The following is a 19,653-nucleotide window of genomic DNA, read 5'->3' as shown; positions in this document are numbered from 1 at the left end:
GGTTGCGCTCGTCCTCCCGGAGATCCTTTACAAAAACAGCCAATCCGTATAAGGAGATGCCAAAATGATGCGCCGGAAAGCCCCTGCAATCATGGTAAAATGGATCATAAACGGTTAGTAAACGCTTCCGCTGCGGAGGGATTCGAGTGGCAAAACTGGTTTTTCCAAGCGATTTCGTATGGGGGACTGCGACGGCGTCCTACCAAATCGAAGGGGCGGTACGCGAAGGGGGAAGAGGACCTTCGATCTGGGACACCTTTTCGCATACGCCGGGCAAAGTGGCGAACAACGACAACGGCGATGTGGCTTGCGACAGCTACCACCGCTACGAGGAGGATGTCGCGCTGCTTAAGAAGCTGGGCGTTAATGCGTACCGGTTCTCGATCGCCTGGCCCCGCATTTTTCCGAAAGGGACGGGCCAAGTCAACCCGGAAGGGCTCGATTATTACCATCGGGTCCTCGACGCGCTGATCGCGTCCGGCATTGAGCCGTGCGTGACGCTGTACCACTGGGATTTGCCGCAGGCGCTTCAGGACAAGGGAGGCTGGGCGAACCGGGAAACGATCGACGCGTTCGTAAACTATGCGGAGACGGTGTTCAAAGCGTTCGACGGGAAAGTGAAACAGTGGATCACGTTCAACGAAACGTGGTGCGTCTCGTTCCTCTCGAACTATTTGGGCGTGCACGCTCCCGGCTATACGGATCTCGGACTTGCCGTCAAGGTCGCCCATCACTGCCTGGTCGCGCACGGCGAGGCGGTGAAGAAGTTCCGCGCCCTCGGCATCCGGGGCGAAATCGGCACGACGCACAACCTGAACTGGATCGAGCCCTATTCGACGCGCAAGGAAGACGTGGAAGCGGCGCGGCGGATGCGGGCATGGAACAACGAATGGTTTATGGAGCCGACGTTCAAAGGCACGTATCCCGCGTTTATGGTCGACTGGTTCCGGGCCAAAGGCGCCGAAATTCCGATTCGGGCGGGCGATATGGAGACGATTGCCCAGCCGATCGATTTCATCGGCGTGAACTACTACAGCGGAGGTTTCGGCCGCTACAAGCAGGGCGCAGGCTTGTTCGACGGGGAAGAGGTGCAGATCGGCTTCGACAAGACGTTTATGGATTGGAACGTCTATCCGGACGGGCTGTACAAGGTGCTGTCCTGGGTGCGGGAGGAGTACGGGGACACGCCGATCTACATTACCGAGAACGGCGCCTGCTACGAGGACGAGCTCACCGAAGACAAACGGGTGCACGACGCGAAGCGTATCGATTATTTCCGCAAGCACTTCATCCAGTGCCATCGTCTGATCGAATCCGGCGTGCCGCTCAAAGGCTATTTTGCCTGGTCCCTGCTCGACAACTTCGAATGGGCGGAAGGGTACCGCAAGCGTTTCGGCATCGTTTACACCGATTACAACACGCTGGAGCGCCATCCGAAAGACAGCTATTATTTCATCCGGGACGTGATCGCAAGCGGCGGTTTGGAGGTTTGATTTCGGCGCAGGAGAAGGGCGGCCGGCGGCGTTTCTTGGTTATCCGCCCCGTTATCCGTTACAATAGAGAAAACGCATCTCTTGAAAAGAGGGTAACGTGATATGAACGTCGTGCTGGCGACGCTGAACGCCAAATATATTCATACTTCCCTGGCCCTGCGGGTGCTCAAAGCCTACTGCCAGGACGAATTCGATATCGGGCTCGCCGAATATACGATCAAAGACCCGCCGATGGCGATCGTCTCCGATCTGTACAGCCGGAAGCCCGACGTGATCGGCTTCTCCTGCTATATTTGGAATATCGAAGAGACGATCACGGTTATCGACATGCTTCGCAAAGTGCTGCCCGATGTCGCGATCGTGCTCGGCGGTCCGGAAGTCTCTTACGACACCGATTACTGGATGCGGAGGCTTCCGGCCGTCGATTTTATCGTCATGGGAGAGGGCGAGGAGACGCTGCGCGATCTGCTGCGGGAGCTGTCGGGCGACCGGAAGTTTCACTTCGTGTTCGGGCTCGCGTACCGCAAAGACGGCGAGGTGGTCATCAACCCGGGCCGTCCGAAGCTCGATTTGAACGCGCTGCCTTCGCCGCACCGTTTTCCCGAGGATTTGCCTTCGCTCGGCAACCGCATCGTGTATTTCGAGACGAGCCGCGGCTGTCCGTTCAGCTGCCAATTTTGTCTTTCCAGCATTGAGGTGGGCGTACGCTATTTCGATATCGAAAAAGTCAAGTCCGATTTGCTGTACCTGATCGAGAACGGGGCGAAGCTGATCAAGTTCGTGGACCGAACATTCAACATCAAGCGCGACTATGCGATGGAGATATTCCGGTTTCTGATCGACCACCACAACGGATGCGTGTTCCAATTCGAGATTACCGCCGACATCATGCGTCCGGAGGTGCTCGATTTTCTTGCGGAGCATGCCCCGCCCGGCATCTTCCGCTTCGAGATCGGGGTGCAGTCGACGAACGATCCGACCAATCTGGCCGTCAAGCGCCGGCAAAACTGGTCCAAGCTCGTGCGCACGGTGACGAAGGTGAAGGAAAGCGGCAAAATCGCCCAGCACCTCGACCTGATCGCCGGACTTCCGCACGAGGACTATGACACGTTCCGCAAAACGTTTAACGACGTATTCGCGCTCCGGCCGGAGGAACTGCAGCTCGGATTCTTGAAAATGCTGCGCGGCACCGGGCTAAGGATCGACGCGGAAAAATACGGTTACGTCTACATGGATCGCGCGCCGTACGAGATATTGGGCAACGACATCCTGCCGTTCTCCGACATCGTCCGGATCAAACGGGTGGAGGACGTGCTGGAGAAATACTGGAATGCGCACCGGATGGACCGCACGATCGAGTATTTGATCGGACAGACCTACCCGTCTCCTTTTGACTTTTTTCAGCGGTTTGGGGATTATTGGGAGGCGCGCGGCTGGCAGCGGATCGGCCATCAGCTGGAGGACCTGTTCCTGCGCCTGTGGTCGTTTCTGAAGGACGACGACAATCCCGCTTTGGACCGCGAAGCGACGCTGGGATTGCTCAAAATCGATTATTTCCTCCAGCACAAATACAAACCCCGCAAAATCTGGTGGGAGAACCGGTTGGACAAGGAAGCATGGTCCTCAGCGCTGAAGAAGGCGGCGGAGCTTTTGGGCATGGATCAACGGGAACTGGCCAAAAAAGCGGTTTTGGAGCATCTTCCGTTCGATTATGCGGTCTGGTCGGAGGAGAAGCGGATCGACCGGAGGAACGGCACGCTGCTCGTGGTCCTGTACGGCGGGGAGGACGGTCCGCCGCAGCTGTTTGCGCTGCCTGAGCGCGCGGAGAAGAGTCTTCCGGCGAAATCCGGAGCGGTGTAACCGGCTGTTTTTCGGGCGCGGCACCCTTGCAGCGGAGCGAGAGCGCGGAGCATTCATCATTTATATGGAAATAGGAGAGGGGCAACGACGCATGGTATACTTGGCGAACGAGAATCGCTACGAAGGCATGAAATACAACCGCTGCGGACGCTCCGGGTTGAAGCTGCCGGCCATTTCGCTTGGCCTGTGGCACAACTTCGGCGGAACGGACAAATTCGAGAACGGGCGCGCCATTGTCAGACGGGCGTTCGATCTGGGCATCACGCATTTCGACCTGGCGAACAACTACGGGCCGCCTCCGGGATCGGCGGAAGAAAATTTCGGCCGCCTGCTGGCCACCGACCTGAAGCCGTATCGCGACGAGCTCGTCATCTCGACGAAGGCCGGCTACTACATGTGGCCCGGACCGTACGGAGATTGGGGTTCCCGCAAATATCTCGTGTCCAGTCTCGACCAAAGCCTGAAGCGGTTGGGGCTGGATTACGTGGATATCTTCTACCATCACCGCCCCGATCCGGAAACGCCGCTTGAGGAGACGATGGCTGCCCTCGATCATATCGTGCGTTCCGGCAAAGCGCTGTACGTCGGCATCTCCAACTACAACGCCGAAGATACGGCAAAAGCGATTCGGATTCTGAAGGATCTGGGCACGCCGCTGCTGATCCACCAGCCGCGCTACAGCATGTTCGACCGGTGGGTCGAGAACGGGCTGCTCGACGTGCTGGAGGAAAACGGCGTCGGCTCCATCGCGTTTTCGCCGTTGGAGCAAGGTCTGCTGACGAACAAATACCTGAAGGGCATTCCGGAAGATTCCCGTGCGGCGGGCGCTTCCGTGTTCCTGAGCAAGGACAGCATTACGCCGGACAAGCTGGACAAGGTCAGACGGCTGAACGATCTGGCGGCGGAAAGAGGCCAGTCGCTGGCGCAGATGGCGCTGGCCTGGGTGCTGCGCGGGGGCCGCGTCACGACGGTGCTGATCGGCGCAAGCCGCGTAGAGCAGATCGACGACAACGTCGCGACGGTCAACCGCCTCGATTTTACGGAAGAGGAACTGCAGCGGATCGAAGAGATTTTGCGCGGATAAAGAAGCGGATAGCTCGCACAATATTCCATCAAATGCGGGAGCTTAGAAGCATCCGGGCCGCCGGACCGGATGAGCGGGGCTGCAGCTGCTATAAAAGCAACTGCAAAGCCCGTTTTCGCCCGTCTCCCCGATTTAATTGCCGAAAAAGCAATAAAATCGGGGAGACGGCCCGCCAGACCGGATGAGCGGGGCTGCAGTTGCTATAAAAGCAACTGCAAAGCCCGTTTTCGTGCGTCTCCCCGATTTAATTGCCGAAAAAGCAATAAAATTAGGCATCCGGGCCGCCGGACCGGATGAGCGGAACTGTGATTTCGATGTATTGCGGTATCGAACAAAACCGAAATGGGATTGTGCAGAAATAACCTCTGCACGATCCCTTTTTGGTTTGTTTAACGGCTTCATCCGGTTGACCGTGCTGCCTCTAAAGCAGAATTCCTTCCTTTAAGACAGCCTCTTTCTTGCCATTCGTTCTTAAGCCCGGCTTCGGTTTCGTCCAGCGCCGGACGGGACCGGATATGCTACCGGTCCTTGTAGATTTCCCGCATCACGTGCCCGAGTTCCGGCACGATCAGCCGGGTCATGGCGAGCTTTACCGCTCCGGTCGAGCCGGGCATCGAGAAGACGGCCTTCCGCCCGATCGTGCCGGCGATGGCGCGCGACAGAATGGCCGCCGGACCGATGTCTTCGGTGAAGCTGAGGAAGCGGAAAATTTCGCCGAATCCCGGCATCTCCTTATCCAGCAGGCTTTGAACCGCTTCGTAGGTCGTGTCGCGCGCAGCGATTCCCGTGCCGCCGTTCAGCAAAATCGCCTCGACCTCCGGATCGTCCGCCGCTTGGCGGATCGCGCTTGCGATGCGGTCGAACTCGTCGGGCACGATGATTCGGCCGGCGACCCGATGGCCGCCGCTTTCGAGCAGGTCGCGAATCAGCGCCCCGCTTTTGTCCGTTTCCAGGGTGCGCGTGTCGGATACGGTAATGATGAGACAGGAGACGGTGGCGGGCGCTTCGCTGCGATGTTGTTCGGTAGACGTGGACATGGGACGGACTCCTTTGGATCCAAAAGAATGCCGACAAGCCTTCGCCATGTCAGGACGGCTTGGCGGACGGGGCCGGCTAGCTGCGGACTTCCCCGGTTTTGGTCTCTCGCTTTTTCACTTTATCGCTTTATCGCAACGCTGCCGGTTCTTCTTCCGCTTGGCCATTCGGGGAGGGCTCTTTCCCATCCCGGGCGCGCGTTCGGATCAGGCGGTCGGTCGCGGCCGGAACAAGCAAAGTCAGCGCGTAGGCCACCGTCATCCAGATCGTGTACGCGATGAGCTGTCCGTCGTCTAGATCGGAAAAGACGAGGCCGCGATTCCAGATGGCGGCGGCATTCAGCGGCAGGCCGATCGCGGCGGCCCAATAGCCGAGCCGGGTGGCCGAGCCCTTTTGGGGGAACAGCCGCAGCCGCACGATCAGCGAAAGGCCGACGAGCACAAACAGCGTCAGCGCCTCGAGCAGAAACAGGGAGGCGCCGAAATGAGGATCGTCCGTTCCGACCAGCACCCAATCCCCGAAAAGCATGAAAAACAGCGTGACGACGACCCACATGGCGAGGCCGATTCCCGGCAACACCAACGCCTTAAGCATCCTTTATCGACTCCCTTCCCGCGCAATCGAGCGAAACCATCCCCTGCAGGCGTTGCGGTCGCCATCGTTTTTCCGGATTAAGGAAGACGGCTGCGCAGCACGGTCATTTTTCCGTCGAGCGTGTACGATCCCAGGTTGGCCGGAAGCAGGAAGCAGTCGCCCGCTTTGGCGGCCAGCGACTCGCCGGACCAGCGGATCGAGCCGGCGCCTTCGGCCACAATCAGGACGACGAAGCTGGACGGATCGGTGGAAAGCGCCCAGGGGCCGTCCACGACGCCCTTGTCCGTCGTAAAATACGGAGAAGTCGCCAGATTCAGCCATTCTCCCGGTTTCGCCCCGCTGGTGTCCATTCTTGTCGCGCCGGCGCCCTCATAGGCGATGACGTTGAGCGAATCCTCGATATGAAGCTCCCGCGGCTTCCCGTCGAGTCCCGGCCGGTTGTAGTCGTACAGACGGTAAGTCGTGTCGGAGTTTTGCTGGATTTCGGCCACCAGCACGCCGGAGCACAGCGCATGCACGGTCCCTGCGGGGATGTAGAACGTGTCGCCCGCTTTGACCGGCACCTCCTGGAGCGTGTCCATGATGCGGTTTTCCGCGATGGCTTGCTCGAGCGCCTTGCGGTCGACGCCGGGCTTCAGGCCGTAGATGATCTTCGCGCCCGGCTTTGCGTCCAGCACGTACCACATTTCCGTTTTGCCCAGCTCCCCTTTCGGCAGCCGTTCATAACTGTCGTTCGGGTGCACCTGAACGGACAAATCGTCGTTGCAGTCCAGCAGCTTGATCAGCAGGGGGAAGCGGCCGTTGGCGGACAAAGCGCCTTGCTTGCCGAACCATTCGGGCCCTACGGTTTCGCGGACTTCGTCCAGCCCCTTCCCGGCCAGCTCGCCGTTGAGCACGTGCGACACGCCGTTCGGATGATCGGCGATCATCCAGCCTTCGCCGATATGGCCTTCCGGCACGTCGAAGCCGAAGCGCTCCAGCGCCCGTCCGCCCCAGACGCGTTCTTTGAATTCGGGCTTAAATTGCAAGGGATACGGTTTAATCGTCATGTTGGTTGTCCTCCTTTGTGTGAAAAAATCCGGAAACGGCCGCAACGGCGCCGCGTTTTTCCAGCGCAAGCAAATACGGCGCAGCCGGTTTCTGAGGCATGCGGTAGAGGGCAAGCTGGGCCCGGGAGGCCGGCAGCGCCGTCATCCAGCGCTCAACCTCCCGCGCTTCCTCGTCGCCGCCTTCATGCCCGGGATACACGACGGCCGTAAGCACGCCGCCGGGCGCCAGAAGCTCGAGCGCCGTTTCCATCGCCGGGATCGTCGTGTCCGGCCGCGTGATGATGGAGCGGTCCGTATCCGCTCCGGGCAGAAAACCGAGGTTAAACATAACGGCGCGGACATGGCCCCGGTGGCGGCTTGCGACCAGTTCGCCCATTCGCTCGTGCCCGGCGCGCAGCAACAGCACCGGGGCCAGACCGTTCTCCTTGGCCGTTAAGCGGGCGGGCTCCCGGCGCGCCGCCGGCATTTGGCCGCCGCCGGAGGCGGCTTCCGCCCGCACGGCATCCCTGCAGCCGCCGTCAGGCGCCCGCGTCAGCACGACCGCGCCTTCGGCCGCGAGTCTGTTCCGCGTGCGCGTAAGCGCGGCTTCCTGGATGTCGAAGGCGTACACGAACCCGCGCGGGCCGACGGTTCGGGCGAGAAACAGCGTGTCGACGCCTCCGCCCGCCGTCGCGTCGACGGCGACGGCGCCCGGTCCCGCGCGTTCCGCGACCCAGCGCTGAGCCATGCCGAGCACGGACAGGAAGCCCATCGCTCAGCGCCCCTTCCAGCGCTTGCCCTGCCAGCTGTTGCGGCGGGCCAGCTCGGCGTCGATCGCGTTCAGCACTTCCCATTTCCGCAAGCTCCACATCGGGCCGATCAGCAGCTCGCGCGGAGCGTCTCCCGTGAGCCGGTGAACGATCATGTCCGGCGGCAGCATTTCCAGCGTGTCGACGACCAAATTGACGTATTCGTCCTGTTCCAGAAACCGCACAAGGCCTTCGCGCCACTGCCGAACCATCGGCGTCTTGCGCATGAGATGAAGCAGGTGGATTTTGATGCCCTGCACGTCCATTTCCGCCACCTGCCGCCCCGTTTCGAGCATCATCTCGCGCGTCTCGCCGGGCAGCCCGTAAATGATATGGGCGCAGACGCGAATGCCCCTCTCGCGCAGCCGCCGGACCGCATCCAGGTAACAGGCGGTGTCGTGGGCGCGGTTAATGAGTTTGGAAGTCGATTCGTGCACCGTCTGGAGCCCCATCTCGAGCCACAAATAAGTTCTTTCGTTCAGCTCCGCCAAATAATTAACCACATCATCCGGCAGACAATCAGGACGCGTGGCGATCGACAAGCCGACGACGCCCGGCTGCTGCAAAATGACTTCGTAATATTCCTTGAGCGTAGCAAGCGGAGCGTACGTGTTCGTATATGCCTGAAAGTAGCCGATGTACTTCGCTTCCGGCCATTTCCGATGCTGGCGGTCCCGCACCGTATTAAACTGCGTGACGAGATCGTCGCGGCGGCTGCCCGCAAAATCGCCGGAGCCGCGCGCGCTGCAGAACGTGCAGCCGCCCGCGGCGATCGTGCCGTCCCGGTTCGGGCATGTAAATCCCGCATCCAGCATAACCTTGAATACTTTCGTTCCGAACGTCTGCCGCATTTCGTAATTCCAGGTGTGAAACCTTTTCCCGGCCCATTCAAGCGGCAAGCCGTAAGATTCCGTTTCGATCGTTTGCATAGGCTTTGCTTCTCCTTGCCTCCATTCGCTTTCTCCATTGTACCGGAAAATCGGTCTCGTGGCGAGAACGGGGAGGACAGGGCGGCCGGGACGGCTCCCGTTTAAGGCCGGCCGGTTCCGGTTCCGCCGCCGAAGTTCGGCAACGGACCGCGGGCTGCGTTGCGGCGGCTGCAGGATTGCTTCGTTTCCGTACTGGTTTGATTTATCTTTTTTAGGAAATACTGATGTCGGGCTCCGAAAATGCAGATGCGGATATTTTGCAAAATAAAGCGATTTCATCTTGATATACCTTACATGATGTGTTATATTAAAAGTGCGCCAAATCAACAAAAATAGCTGACATCGCCCTCTAATTCCAGTACTGCATGCTGCTCCGTCACAAGGGGCATTCGCCCCGCAATGCAATTTGGAGAAAGCGAGAGGTGAGGATCATGACTTCCAACGTGAAGATCCCGCAAGGGGACGATACGGTAAAGGTTGAGCTGACCGTCAAGGAAGTGATGGCGCTTACGGGCATCAAGTTCCACAACAACCACTCCGTGGAAGTGTCCGCCAAGAGAAAGCTTCAAGAGGCGCTCGACATTCAGTACGAAATCGAAGAAGCGAAACCGCTGAATTGAGCCGCCGGTTCGTCCGTTGAGCTTGCCGTCAAATCCGGCGCCGACGGAAGCGCAACCGTACCCGTCAGGCTGCCGACGGGCGCAATCCGGCCGCATGAGAGGAAAGACCGCCGAGTCCGGCAACGGGCGCGGCTTTTTTTTGTTTACCAGATTCGCCGGGACAAATCTGCGGGAATTTGCGGTCGAAGCGCCTAAAAAGCAACCGGATTATGTTGCGGGATCGGCGATAGGTTCAAGCCCGCGCCGGCTCCTTACGATTCTCTTTACAATTGAGTGCGGATTGGGCAAAATAGGTGACGATGCTTGAGGCCGGACAAGGAATGCGGCGGAAGCCGCCGGAGACCCGGACGAAGGGATAGCGGGAGGACAAGGTATGAGACTGCGTGGCAGGAAAAATATAAGAGAGAGTCTGGAGGCGCAGCCGGATTTGGTCGTGCTGGAGCCGCGGGCGCTGAGAGGAAAATGGCGCGAGTTTTTCGGCAACGACCGTCCGATTCACGCCGAACTCGGCATGGGCAAAGGCCGTTTTATCAGCACGATGAGCACGAACCATCCCGAAATCAACTACATCGGAATGGACATGTACGACGAACTGCTCCGGCGCGGGAGCGAAAAGGCGAGGGCGGCCTGGCGGGAAAAGGGTTCGGACCGCGTGCCGAATCTGGCGCTTGTCCGCGGCAACGTGGAATATTTGGAGGAAATGTTCGCGCCCGGCGAGCTGGAGCGGATCTATTTGAATTTCAGCGATCCGTGGCCGAAAAAAAAGCATGCGCGGCGCCGGTTGACGCATCCGCGGATGCTGGAAAAATACAAGGCCGTCCTGAACGAACGCGGCGAGATCCATTTCAAGACCGACTCGCTGACGCTGTTCGAATACTCGCTCAACAGCTTTTCGGATTGCGGGATCCAGATGCGCAACATTTCGCTGCATTTGCACAGGGAAGGTCTCCGCGAAGACTTGGTGCTGACCGAATACGAAGAGAAGTTCGTCGGGCTCGGGCAGCCGATCTACCGGCTGGAAGCGCTGATCGGCGAGCAAGCGATCGCGGACAACGCGGCCCGCGTCGCCGCCGAACGTGCCGCCGAGCGCAAACCGAAGCCCAGGCAAACGGCTTCCGGGGAACAAGAAGCGAACGATTGACATGCCGATACAGGCTGCTCCGGGCGCGGCTTTATGCCGACTGTCCCGAGGGCGGCCTTTTTTTCGCAAAGCACGCCTTACGCACGGAAGCCCTTTCGGGAGAAACGCTTGTTGACTTTCGTCCGCCATGACGTACCATTAAGGTAAAAGAATAATCGAAATATTGAAACGGACGCACAAGTATAAAGAACGACCGATAATCCACACTAACGTCAACCAGCGGCAATACATTTTTTTCTATAGAAAAGGAGGCTGCGCAATGAGAGACGTTTTGAACAAGGCCGTATCATTGGGAATAGGGCTGGCCGTGGCCAGCAAGGAACAGGTGGAAAAGATCGTCGACGAACTGGTCAAAAAAGGAGAAATGAGTCGGCCGGAATCGCTTGCTTTCGTCGATGAATGGTTGAAAAAGGGCGAAGAGTCCCGGCAAAAAATCGAAGCGTTCATTCAGGAACGCGTCCAGGCGGCGCTTGGCGAGCGGAACTGGGCGACGAAGGAGGATATCGAGCGGCTGGAGCGCCGCTTGGACGAACTGCTTGCAAGCCGCGAACAGAACGAAAACCGCGATAAGAACGAAAACGGATAACCACGCGCAAACCTCGACCGGCGGAACGGCGGAAACGCGCCTTGGGGGAGGAAGGGTATGAACGTAGGCAGAAAAATCCGTCATCTCAAGCGCTACCGCGAAATTGTGTCGGCATTTGTGCGCTACGGCTTCGGCTACATCGTCAAAGACCTGGGGCTTGCGCAAGGGCTGCCTTACCAGGAGGTCTGGAGCGGAGAAGGCCGGGACGCGCAAAAACACTCGATAGGGCTCAGGATACGGCTTTTTCTCGAAGAGCTGGGACCGACCTTCGTCAAGCTGGGGCAGCTTGCCAGCACGCGGGCCGATCTTCTGCCGGCCGAAATCATCGCGGAGCTTTCCCGGCTGCAGGACGACGTGCCGGCTTTTTCGTTCTCGGAAGTCAGGAGCATTATCGAACAGGAATTCGGGGCGTCCGTGGAAGACTTGTTTGCGGAGATGAGCGCGACGCCGATCGCCGCCGCTTCGATCGGGCAAGTTCACTATGCCGTGCTGAAGGACGGGACGGCCGTAGCCGTCAAAATTCAGCGTCCGCATATCCGCGCGCGCATCGAAACCGATCTGGAAATATTGAACGGACTTTGCGCGTTGGCGGAAAAACGGCTGGACTGGGCCCGAAGATACCGGGTAAGCGAAATGATGGAAGAACTCGGCTCCGCGCTGCGTGCCGAGCTCAATTACGGCCGCGAAGCGAGCAACGCGGAAAAATTCGCGCTGCTCAGCTCCAGCTTGCCGTACATCCGCATTCCGCGCGTCTACCGGAATTTGTCCTCCGGCAAAGTGCTGACGATGGAATTTCTGGAGGGCATCCGCTTGAACGAGCGGGACAAACTCGACCGGAACGGCATTTCGCGAAAGCAGGTCGCCGAGCGTTTCACAACGGCCATGCTGCATCAGATCTTGGTGGACGGCTTTTTCCACGCCGATCCTCACCCCGGCAACGCGCTCGTGCTGCCGGGAGGGGAACTGGCCTTTTTGGATTTCGGGATGGTCGGCAGGCTGGCGCCGGAGGCGAAGACGCACTTTGCCTCCTTCGTAATCGCTTTGCGCAACCAGAGCACGGACGGCATTATCCGGGCGATCGAGCGGCTTGGCCTCATCCCCGAAGATGCGGATCGGGCTTCCCTTCGCTCGGACGTTGAAGAGCTGCGGGAGGAGTACTACCGGGTGCCGTTCAGCCAGATCAGCATCGCCGACGCGGTCAAAAAGCTGATGGCGCTGGCGTACCGCCACCGCATCCGCATTCCGGCCGATTTGACGCTGCTGGGCAAGGCTCTGATGACGACGGAAGGCGTCGTGTCAGCGCTGGATTCCGACTTCAGCATTATGGACGCCGCCGAACCGTTCGGCCGCAAGCTGGTTGCGGAGCGGCTCAATCCTTGGATCCTCGTCAGGCAATGGGCCCGCAATCTGCCCGAATACGCCGACCTGCTGTCGGATGTTCCCGGCAGGCTCAGGGAACTGCTGACGCTTGCGCGCCAAGGGAAGATCAAGCTCGAGCTGTCGTTGCCGGAAGGGGAATTGGAACGGCTGCTCAGGAAGCTGGACCGCGTCGGCAACCGGCTGTCGTTCAGCATCGTGCTGCTGTCGTTCAGCATTATGATGGCCGGGCTGATCATCGGCTCGTCCATGGGGCACGAGTACACGCTGCTGTGGAAAATCCCGGCCGTGGAAATCGGTTTTACCGTCGCGGCGCTCATGTTTATGTGGCTTATTTATTCGATTTTCCGCTCGGGGCGGTTTTAGCGCGGGGAGGGCGTCTTTGCGCGAACGCCATGGCCGCGGATCGGGAAAGTACGGTTGCCCGAACGGCCGCCCGAGCCGGTCAGCCGATCAGTTTGCACATGAGCAGCGCGGTCGAAGAGCCGAGCAGCGCTCCCGCGGCGGTGTCGCTTGGATAGTGAAGGCCGAAGTAAATACGGGACAGCGCGACGCCGATGCCGACGAGCAGCAGCAGCGGAAACGCGGACGGCAAGGCGATCATCCACGGGGTCAGCATCGCAAACGCCGCGGTCGTATGGCCGGAAGGGAACGAGGGGTCCTGAAGAGGCCGTCTTCCCGTTTTGGCCTGCGGATACACCTGGTACGGCCGAAGACGGGGCATGCTGCGCTTGGCGACGGCAACCGGAAGATGGCTTAACGCGACGGCGGCCAGCGCCTGCCAGCCGGCCGCGCTCCATGGCTGCGGCATGAACAGGCCCGCGATCAGCGATATGCCCAGGCTGAACGTCGCGCCTCCGAGCAACGAGAGAAAGGTAAACAGCAAATTGCACACTCTGCGGTTCCAACGGATATTGACGTACAGGAAAAGGGGACCTTCCCACTCATGGAGCCTGTCGTAAAAACGCATCATGCATTCGTCCCTCCCGTAATCGCGTTCCGGATGCCGCCGGCTTGCGGCAAGCGCCCGAACGTTGTACCCCCATCATAATTCAGAAACGTTACGGTCGTATAAAGCCGCTATAACCTTTCTGTAAACCCGGCGGGAAATCCTGCCGGGTTTTACGTTCCGCTGATTCCCCGCTAACGTTCGCAGGGTACGATACGGAAAAAGAGGAGGCGAAGCGGTTATGGCGGAAATCCGATTGGCCTTGTTCACGGATACCTATGCGCCGGACGTGAACGGCGTGGCCAAAACGCTGGCGCGTTGGGTCGATTATTTGCGGAAGCGGGGCGTACCGGTCCGGGTGTTTGCCCCATCGCCGCCGAGGCGGGCGGAAAGCGCGGCGGGAACGGCGGAACGGCTGGCGAGCATCCCTTTTTTTCTGTATCCCGAATGCCGCGTGAGCGTGCCGATGTCCCCGGCGGCGGAGCGCAAGCTCCTCGAATTCCGGCCGACCGTCGTCCACGTGGCGACGCCGTTCGGCGTCGGATGGGCCGGAAGGCATCTTGCCCTCAAGCACGGCATCCCCCTTGTCGCTTCGCATCATACGCATTTCGTTCGGTATTTGCCGTTTTACAATCTGCAATGGATGGGTAAGCTTTTATGGAGATATTTGCACTGGTTCCATCGGCCATGCCGGAAAATCTACGTTCCGTCCCGGTCGGTACTGGAGGAGTGCCGCGGATACGGATGGAAACGGCTGGAGATTTGGAGCCGGGGCGTCGATACGTCGGTCTTTTTCCGGGACGCGGATCGCGAAAAATTAAGAAAAAAAAGAAACTTTCCGCCTTCCCGTTTCGTCATATTGTATGCGGGAAGAATCGCGCCGGAGAAACAGCCGGACGTTGCGGTCGAGGCGGCCGCCCGTTTCGCCTTGCGTTCCGGAGCCGATGCCGAACTGGTGCTGGCCGGAGACGGGCCGTCCGCCGCCGAAATCGGTCAGCTCGCCGCAAGCCGGGGCGTGCGTGCGCGGATGCTCGGCGCGGTGCCTCAGGCGGAACTGCGAAGATGGATGTCGGCGGCCGACGCCATGCTGTTTCCCTCCCCGACGGAGACGTTCGGCAATGTCGTGCTGGAGGCGATGGCCTGCGGGCTCCCCGTGATCGGAGCGCGCGCGGGCGCGGTTCCGGATCTGCTCCGGGACGGCGAGACCGGTTTGCTGTGCGGGGCGGGGGATGCGGACGCATTTGCCGCCGCGCTGGGCCGGCTGCACGAAAGCCGCGAGCTGCGGGCGAAGCTCGGCGACGCCGCGCTTGCGGAAGCGTCCGGAAGGTCGTGGGACGAGGTGTTCGACCGGCTGTTGGCCAGCGTAACGGACGCCTGCCGGCACACGCCCGGCGCGACGGCGAAAGTTCGTTCCTAAGCGCCGGTTTGGGGTAGAACGGTGTCGCCGAAGCGGGACTGCGGAAACAAAACGCGCGGAAGAAGCCGGATTCGGCTGATTAACGGAGGAAATCTGGCGTAACGGTTTACTGAGCTCGCCAGAGAGCCGCAAGGCGCGGCAGGGGACCGAGAATGGCGGTTATTGCTTTTTGACTAAAGTTTAGGAACCGACGACAATCAGTTTTGTGTTTTTTAGAGAGAGAACAAAAAGCGGCGGCATCATGGCCCACCAAGAGCGCGTCGCGCGTAAAACAAAGAAAGACGCGAAAAAGGAAAACGCGAAGAAAAATGGGGTCTTAGGGGGTCCAACCGAATATGTGGAACACTTTGCTTTTGATCGCTCAAGGGTTGTTTTTCGTGCTTGGCACGTACCAGATTTTTCTGTCCTTGTTTGCCTGGAAACGGAAAAGGGAAAAAATCGAGCACCCGCCCGTCAAGTCCTTTGCGGTTCTGGTCGCCGCCCATAACGAGGAAAAAGTCATCGGAGCGCTTCTGGAAAACCTGCTCAAGATGGACTATCCGCGGGAACTGTACGATATTTTCGTCATTTGCGACAACTGTACGGACAGCACGGCGGATATTGTCCGCAGCTATCCCGGCGTTTACGCCTGCGAACGGGTCAATCCGAACGAGCGAGGCAAAGGCTACGCCATCGAGTGGATGCTGAAGAAGCTCTGGAAGCATCCGCGGCAGTATGACGGAGTCGTCATGTTCGACGCCGACAATCTCGTGGCGACGGACTTCCTGAAGTACATGAACGAGGACCTGATCAACGGCTACCGCGTGATCCAAGGCTACCTCGATACCAAGAATCCGCACGATTCCTGGGTTAGCGCGGCCAACGGCATCAACTACTGGTTCTGCAACCGCCTTTGGCAGCTGCCGCGCTTTAATCTGGGGCTGGCGAACTTCCTCGGCGGCACCGGCATGTGCTTCGAGACGAAACTGCTCAAAGAGATGGGCTGGGGCGCGACGAGTCTGGTCGAAGACCTGGAGTTTACGATTCGCTGCATTCAGCGCAATATTTATCCGAAGTTCAACTTCGACGCGAGAGTATACGACGAGAAGCCGATCACCTTCCGCGCTTCGGCCCGCCAGCGGCTGCGCTGGATGCAGGGGCACTTCGACGTGGCGCGCCATTACATGCTGCCGACGCTGTGGCAGGGCATCAAGGAGCGCAGTTGGACGAAGATCGACGCGGCGATTTATGTTTTTAATGCCTACAACTTCCTGTTCGGGTTTACGCTGACCGGCATCCTGTGGTTCGACCAGCTGCTTCCGGGCGAACCGCATTTCGATTCGATCTATGCCGTCGCTCCGGCGTGGCTGTCGATTCCGGTCGCCCTGTACATGTATCTTCAGGCCCCGATTGCGATGATGCTGGAGAAAGTGCCGTGGAAGCTGTACTTCCGGCTGATCACGTTCCCGATCTTCTCCCTGTCGTGGTGGCCGATTACCGTGTACGCCTTCTTCACGCAAAACAACAAGACGTGGAGCCATACCGAGCATACGCGCGTTCTCCGGCTCGACGAGGTGCAGGGCAAGCAAATGTAAAGCCAGCCATTGACAACATCTAGTCAAGGTGGTATATTATCTAAGCGACAAATGATCATGATGCTCGCTCAAGCAGAAGCGCCCGCTTCTCACCTGACCGATTTCGATCGGCTGGTACGCGTAGCCAACGTCCGGAACGATAACGGATTTTACATCCGCTTTTTGCCGGCATAACGTTTGCAACGGAATGTGGGTCTTCTGGGCCCGCATTTTTTGTTTTGCTCATGACAACCAGTCGAATCTGGAGGTGGAACATATCAGCAGGGATCATCAAATCAATGAGGAAATCCGGGCGAAGGAAGTCCGGCTTATCGGCCCGGACGGCGAGCAGATCGGCATCAAGCCGCTCCGCGAAGCTTTGCAAATCGCTTACGACGCCAATCTCGATCTTGTGAACATCGCTCCGCAGGCAAAGCCGCCGGTTTGCCGCATCATGGACTACGGCAAATTCCGCTACGAGCAGCAGAAGAAAGAGAAGGAAGCTCGGAAGAATCAAAAGATTGTCGACCTGAAAGAGGTTTGGTTCCGCTCGAATATCGAGGAGCACGATTTCCAGACCAAATTCCGCAATGTCGTGAAGTTTTTGAAGGAAGGCGACAAAGTGAAGTGCTCCGTGCGCTTCCGCGGCCGCGAAATCGCCCATGCCAATATCGGCCAGAAAATTCTGGAGCGCGTAGCGAACGAAGCGGGCGACATCTGCGTCGTCGAACGCGTGCCGAAGCTCGAGGGCCGCAGCATGATTATGATCTTGGCTCCGAAGAGCCACTGATGACAGGAGGAACAACCGATGCCTAAGATGAAAACCCACAGCAGTCTGAAAGACCGCTTCAAAATTACCGGTACGGGCAAAGTAAAACGCTTCAAGGCGTACAAAAACCATCTGCTCGCCCACAAGTCCGGCCGTCAAAAACGCGTGCTGTCCACCCAGCCGCTCGTTGCCCAAGGCGACATTCGCCGCATGCAGCAACAACTGGCCAATCTGAAGTAAGCCTGCGATTGGGCTTCAAACGCATTATTCATTCTTACCGGGAGGTAATGGCAAATGGCAAGAGTCAAAGGCGGATTCGTAACGCGCCGCCGTCGCAATAGAGTGTTGAAACTGGCAAAAGGTTACTGGGGCGCGAAGCATCGCCTGTTCAAGAAAGCTAACGAACAGGTTATGAAGTCGCTCCTGTACGCATACCGCGACCGCCGTCAAACGAAACGCAACTTCCGCAAGTTGTGGATCGTGCGGATCAACGCGGCAGCCCGTCAAAACGGCTTGTCCTACAGCAAGCTGATGCACGGCCTGAAGCTCGCGGGCATCGAAGTGAACCGCAAGATGCTGGCCGATCTGGCCGTCAACGACATCAACGCGTTCAACTCGCTTGCAGGCGTCGCAAAATCGAAAATCAACGCGTAATCGCGCGCGATTCTTTTTCGCTTGGAGAGCCATCGTCTCCGGCCGGTTTCGGCTGGGGGCGGTGGCTTTTTGTGTTGGACACGGGCGTTGGCCACGCTCGCGCGTGAGGAGCGACCCGAGCCGCTGGCGCGCCATCTGCTGATGGACCGCAAGGGCGTTATCCACACGCGCGCGTGAGGAGCGACAGCCTAGCTTCAAATCCTTTATGCGGCAAGGGCTTAAGGGCTCGTTTTCGCGAACCCTGATTTTATTATAAAAGGAATAGACGGATATTTATATCCAAAATGCGGAAAACCCAGCCGCGGCAAGGGGTGCGAATCTCCCGGGAAGTTCATGCGCGCTTGGCATTCGCACTCCGTTAAAGTAAGCGTCAAACCCAATACGCTTTCATCATGCCCGGAAGCTGCGGAAAGATGAGTGCAGGACTATAAAAACGGGGATTCCTCTGGTTGGACGGGTGATCGAGAATACAGCTTGAACTGGTGGAGAACTGTCAAGAAGCCCACCCAGTACCCTACATCGCCGCCAGCCGCGGTGCTTAACCATCAAGAAGTCCGCCCAGTACCCTACATCGCCGCCAGCCGCGGTGCTCAACCGTCAAGAAGTCCGCCCAGTACCCTACATCGCCGCCAGCCGCGGTGCTCAACCGTCAAGAAGTCCGCCCAGTACCCTACATCGCCGCCCGTCGCGGTGCTTAGCCATCAAGTAGTCCGCCCAGTACCCTACATCGCCTCTAGTCACGGTGCTCAACCGTCAAGAAGCCCGCCCAGTACCCTACATCGCCGCCAGCCGCGGTGCTTAACCATCAAGAAGTCCGCCCAGTACCCTACATCGCCGCCAGCCGCGGTGCTCAACCGTCAAGAAGTCCGCCCAGTACCCTACATCGCCGCCAGCCGCAATGTTTACCCGCCCATCTCTCTACGGGGATAACGGCGGTAATGCCAACGTCAACAACCCCCGCCTTGTTGTCCAGGTGAGGGCTGTTTCACGCTTATCCATTACACATTCGCGCAAAACGGTAATCCCTTAGCCCTTTTTGGCCGGGCAGGGCAAGGGTACAAGTCGGCCAGGGGTCGTTTACATACGTTGTAGGAAAGCGATAAAGCCATGGGCATAGGCAACGAAGAGACTTCCCTAAGGCTTTTTATCGCGGAAAGGAGGTTTTCCATGTCCCGCGTCACCCGAGAGCAAGCCCTTAAATTGGTGGGTCGGTACGTTTATGCTATGCGGAAGGACGGCTCCGTCGTCAGCGGCAAGCTCGTACGCGTCAGCGGCAACAAGTTGGTGCTTGAAAAACCGAAAGGGAAAGCGGTGCATACGAAGGCGTTTATTCCGCTTGTGCTGTTCGACCTGCTGGCCATCGGAACTCAGCCGTTCGGCTTCGGCGGGTTCGGCCCATTCGGCTTTGGCGGTTTCGGCTTTGACGGGTTTTGGTAATCGCCGACTAGGTCAATGCGTTTGCGAAGCCGGCTCTCACGGGCCGGCTTCGCTTATTTGTACGCCCAGCATGGACGTCATCTTTAGGGTGAAAGTCCCGAGCGGGGGCTGGCGAGCGCCTACCGTAGCCAAGGGCAAGGGTGTCCGTCGTGAGGCGGAATCTGAAGGAAGCCGGAGGCAAATGCACGGGCCAAGGTACACGAACCCAATTGGAGGCAGGGTTAGTCGGATGAGTTGCCAAAACACAACGAAATCCAAAGCCGCCAAGGGCTAGTCCTGTAGACTTGGGTGGTCGCGGGCAGACAGATGACGTTCTTA

General features: G+C 58.8%; 20 protein-coding genes. 14 read left to right on the top strand and 6 right to left on the bottom strand.

The genetic code is table 11. The features are described 5' to 3' along the window. Positions 1-146 precede the first annotated feature (146 nt). The 4 genes from F560_RS0110915 to F560_RS25560 all read left to right on the top strand — a co-directional run bounded on the left by F560_RS0110915 (position 147) and on the right by F560_RS25560 (position 4,882). Positions 147-1,493, top strand: a complete 1,347-nt coding sequence (locus tag F560_RS0110915; RefSeq protein WP_019005773.1) for a GH1 family beta-glucosidase — start codon at positions 147-149, stop codon at positions 1,491-1,493. Between the two features lie 102 nt (positions 1,494-1,595). After that, on the top strand, positions 1,596-3,353 hold the full coding sequence (locus tag F560_RS0110910) for a B12-binding domain-containing radical SAM protein (RefSeq protein ID WP_019005772.1): 1,758 nt from the start codon (positions 1,596-1,598) through the stop codon (positions 3,351-3,353). Between the two features lie 91 nt (positions 3,354-3,444). After that, positions 3,445-4,437: an L-glyceraldehyde 3-phosphate reductase gene (gene mgrA / locus F560_RS0110905; RefSeq protein WP_019005771.1), complete on the top strand. Its 993-nt coding sequence runs from the start codon at positions 3,445-3,447 to the stop codon at positions 4,435-4,437. Positions 4,438-4,618: 181 nt separating this feature from the next. After that, on the top strand, positions 4,619-4,882 hold the full coding sequence (locus F560_RS25560) for a hypothetical protein (protein ID WP_156828954.1): 264 nt from the start codon (positions 4,619-4,621) through the stop codon (positions 4,880-4,882). A 73-nt stretch (positions 4,883-4,955) separates the two neighbouring features. Here F560_RS25560 and F560_RS0110900 read toward each other — a convergent pair whose 3' ends face one another. The 5 genes from F560_RS0110900 to mnmL all read right to left on the bottom strand — a co-directional run bounded on the left by F560_RS0110900 (position 4,956) and on the right by mnmL (position 8,832). After that, positions 4,956-5,474 carry a MogA/MoaB family molybdenum cofactor biosynthesis protein gene (locus tag F560_RS0110900; protein WP_019005770.1) on the bottom strand — a complete coding sequence of 173 codons (519 nt, stop codon included), beginning with the start codon at positions 5,472-5,474 and terminating at the stop codon, positions 4,956-4,958. Positions 5,475-5,601: 127 nt separating this feature from the next. Next, positions 5,602-6,066 (bottom strand): hypothetical protein, encoded by a 465-nt coding sequence (locus F560_RS23030; protein ID WP_019005769.1) that lies wholly within the window; start codon positions 6,064-6,066, stop codon positions 5,602-5,604. A gap of 77 nt (positions 6,067-6,143) precedes the next feature. Beyond that, complete coding sequence (locus F560_RS0110890; protein WP_019005768.1) at positions 6,144-7,115, bottom strand: type I phosphomannose isomerase catalytic subunit; 972 nt, start codon at positions 7,113-7,115, stop codon at positions 6,144-6,146. Then, on the bottom strand, positions 7,105-7,866 hold the full coding sequence (locus F560_RS0110885) for a tRNA (mnm(5)s(2)U34)-methyltransferase (RefSeq protein ID WP_019005767.1): 762 nt from the start codon (positions 7,864-7,866) through the stop codon (positions 7,105-7,107). The genes F560_RS0110890 and F560_RS0110885 overlap by 11 nt, the downstream gene beginning before the upstream one ends. Before the next feature lie 3 nt (positions 7,867-7,869). Then, positions 7,870-8,832: a tRNA modification radical SAM protein MnmL/YtqA gene (mnmL, locus tag F560_RS0110880; protein ID WP_019005766.1), complete on the bottom strand. Its 963-nt coding sequence runs from the start codon at positions 8,830-8,832 to the stop codon at positions 7,870-7,872. 431 nt (positions 8,833-9,263) lie between these two features. On the opposite strand from mnmL, the gene F560_RS0110875 reads away from it, so the two are divergent. The 4 genes from F560_RS0110875 (at position 9,264) to F560_RS0110860 (ending at position 12,922) form a co-directional block, all read left to right on the top strand. Then, entirely contained in the window at positions 9,264-9,452 is a 189-nt protein-coding gene (locus F560_RS0110875) for a hypothetical protein (RefSeq protein ID WP_019005765.1), read from the top strand. A gap of 373 nt (positions 9,453-9,825) precedes the next feature. Beyond that, entirely contained in the window at positions 9,826-10,593 is a 768-nt protein-coding gene (trmB, locus tag F560_RS0110870; RefSeq protein ID WP_033396009.1) for a tRNA (guanosine(46)-N7)-methyltransferase TrmB, read from the top strand. 259 nt (positions 10,594-10,852) lie between these two features. Continuing rightward, the gene (locus F560_RS0110865; RefSeq protein WP_019005763.1) at positions 10,853-11,179 is read left to right on the top strand and encodes a phasin family protein; all 327 of its coding nucleotides are present in this window, start codon (positions 10,853-10,855) and stop codon (positions 11,177-11,179) included. A gap of 57 nt (positions 11,180-11,236) precedes the next feature. Beyond that, a complete protein-coding gene (locus F560_RS0110860) occupies positions 11,237-12,922 on the top strand; it encodes an ABC1 kinase family protein (protein ID WP_019005762.1) in 1,686 nt (561 codons plus the stop codon). 79 nt (positions 12,923-13,001) lie between these two features. Here F560_RS0110860 and F560_RS0110855 read toward each other — a convergent pair whose 3' ends face one another. Then, a complete protein-coding gene (locus tag F560_RS0110855; RefSeq protein WP_019005761.1) occupies positions 13,002-13,529 on the bottom strand; it encodes a phosphatase PAP2 family protein in 528 nt (175 codons plus the stop codon). A gap of 217 nt (positions 13,530-13,746) precedes the next feature. Between F560_RS0110855 and F560_RS0110850 the strand changes: the two genes are divergently transcribed. The 6 genes from F560_RS0110850 to F560_RS0110820 all read left to right on the top strand — a co-directional run bounded on the left by F560_RS0110850 (position 13,747) and on the right by F560_RS0110820 (position 19,335). Then, a complete protein-coding gene (locus F560_RS0110850; protein WP_019005760.1) occupies positions 13,747-14,922 on the top strand; it encodes a glycosyltransferase family 4 protein in 1,176 nt (391 codons plus the stop codon). A 335-nt stretch (positions 14,923-15,257) separates the two neighbouring features. Beyond that, entirely contained in the window at positions 15,258-16,496 is a 1,239-nt protein-coding gene (locus F560_RS0110845) for a glycosyltransferase family 2 protein (RefSeq protein WP_019005759.1), read from the top strand. Between the two features lie 187 nt (positions 16,497-16,683). Next, the gene (gene infC / locus F560_RS0110835; protein ID WP_019005757.1) at positions 16,684-17,265 is read left to right on the top strand and encodes a translation initiation factor IF-3; all 582 of its coding nucleotides are present in this window, start codon (positions 16,684-16,686) and stop codon (positions 17,263-17,265) included. Between the two features lie 18 nt (positions 17,266-17,283). Then, entirely contained in the window at positions 17,284-17,484 is a 201-nt protein-coding gene (gene rpmI, locus F560_RS0110830; RefSeq protein WP_019005756.1) for a 50S ribosomal protein L35, read from the top strand. Between the two features lie 54 nt (positions 17,485-17,538). Further along, entirely contained in the window at positions 17,539-17,898 is a 360-nt protein-coding gene (gene rplT, locus F560_RS0110825) for a 50S ribosomal protein L20 (RefSeq protein ID WP_019005755.1), read from the top strand. Positions 17,899-19,065: 1,167 nt separating this feature from the next. Beyond that, positions 19,066-19,335 (top strand): hypothetical protein, encoded by a 270-nt coding sequence (locus F560_RS0110820; protein WP_019005754.1) that lies wholly within the window; start codon positions 19,066-19,068, stop codon positions 19,333-19,335. The last annotated feature ends 318 nt before the right edge of the window (positions 19,336-19,653 follow it).

Origin of the sequence: Cohnella laeviribosi DSM 21336 (genome assembly GCF_000378425.1) — a bacterium.
In the GTDB taxonomy this organism is placed as follows: domain Bacteria; phylum Bacillota; class Bacilli; order Paenibacillales; family Paenibacillaceae; genus Cohnella; species Cohnella laeviribosi.
This window is presented reverse-complemented; position numbering and strand designations above follow the sequence as displayed.

Bases quoted from the DNA above. Each gene is read 5' to 3' on its own strand.
- F560_RS0110910 (WP_019005772.1), top strand. From the start codon at position 1,596: ATGAACGTCGTGCTGGCGACGCTGAACGCCAAATATATTCATACTTCC.
- mgrA (WP_019005771.1), top strand. From the start codon at position 3,445: ATGGTATACTTGGCGAACGAGAATCGCTACGAAGGCATGAAATACAAC.
- F560_RS25560 (WP_156828954.1), top strand. From the start codon at position 4,619: ATGAGCGGGGCTGCAGTTGCTATAAAAGCAACTGCAAAGCCCGTTTTC.
- F560_RS0110900 (WP_019005770.1), bottom strand. From the start codon at position 5,474: ATGTCCACGTCTACCGAACAACATCGCAGCGAAGCGCCCGCCACCGTC.
- F560_RS23030 (WP_019005769.1), bottom strand. From the start codon at position 6,066: ATGCTTAAGGCGTTGGTGTTGCCGGGAATCGGCCTCGCCATGTGGGTC.
- F560_RS0110890 (WP_019005768.1), bottom strand. From the start codon at position 7,115: ATGACGATTAAACCGTATCCCTTGCAATTTAAGCCCGAATTCAAAGAA.
- F560_RS0110885 (WP_019005767.1), bottom strand. From the start codon at position 7,866: ATGGGCTTCCTGTCCGTGCTCGGCATGGCTCAGCGCTGGGTCGCGGAA.
- mnmL (WP_019005766.1), bottom strand. From the start codon at position 8,832: ATGCAAACGATCGAAACGGAATCTTACGGCTTGCCGCTTGAATGGGCC.
- F560_RS0110875 (WP_019005765.1), top strand. From the start codon at position 9,264: ATGACTTCCAACGTGAAGATCCCGCAAGGGGACGATACGGTAAAGGTT.
- trmB (WP_033396009.1), top strand. From the start codon at position 9,826: ATGAGACTGCGTGGCAGGAAAAATATAAGAGAGAGTCTGGAGGCGCAG.
- F560_RS0110865 (WP_019005763.1), top strand. From the start codon at position 10,853: ATGAGAGACGTTTTGAACAAGGCCGTATCATTGGGAATAGGGCTGGCC.
- F560_RS0110860 (WP_019005762.1), top strand. From the start codon at position 11,237: ATGAACGTAGGCAGAAAAATCCGTCATCTCAAGCGCTACCGCGAAATT.
- F560_RS0110855 (WP_019005761.1), bottom strand. From the start codon at position 13,529: ATGATGCGTTTTTACGACAGGCTCCATGAGTGGGAAGGTCCCCTTTTC.
- F560_RS0110850 (WP_019005760.1), top strand. From the start codon at position 13,747: ATGGCGGAAATCCGATTGGCCTTGTTCACGGATACCTATGCGCCGGAC.
- F560_RS0110845 (WP_019005759.1), top strand. From the start codon at position 15,258: ATGTGGAACACTTTGCTTTTGATCGCTCAAGGGTTGTTTTTCGTGCTT.
- infC (WP_019005757.1), top strand. From the start codon at position 16,684: ATGTGGGTCTTCTGGGCCCGCATTTTTTGTTTTGCTCATGACAACCAG.
- rpmI (WP_019005756.1), top strand. From the start codon at position 17,284: ATGCCTAAGATGAAAACCCACAGCAGTCTGAAAGACCGCTTCAAAATT.
- rplT (WP_019005755.1), top strand. From the start codon at position 17,539: ATGGCAAGAGTCAAAGGCGGATTCGTAACGCGCCGCCGTCGCAATAGA.
- F560_RS0110820 (WP_019005754.1), top strand. From the start codon at position 19,066: ATGTCCCGCGTCACCCGAGAGCAAGCCCTTAAATTGGTGGGTCGGTAC.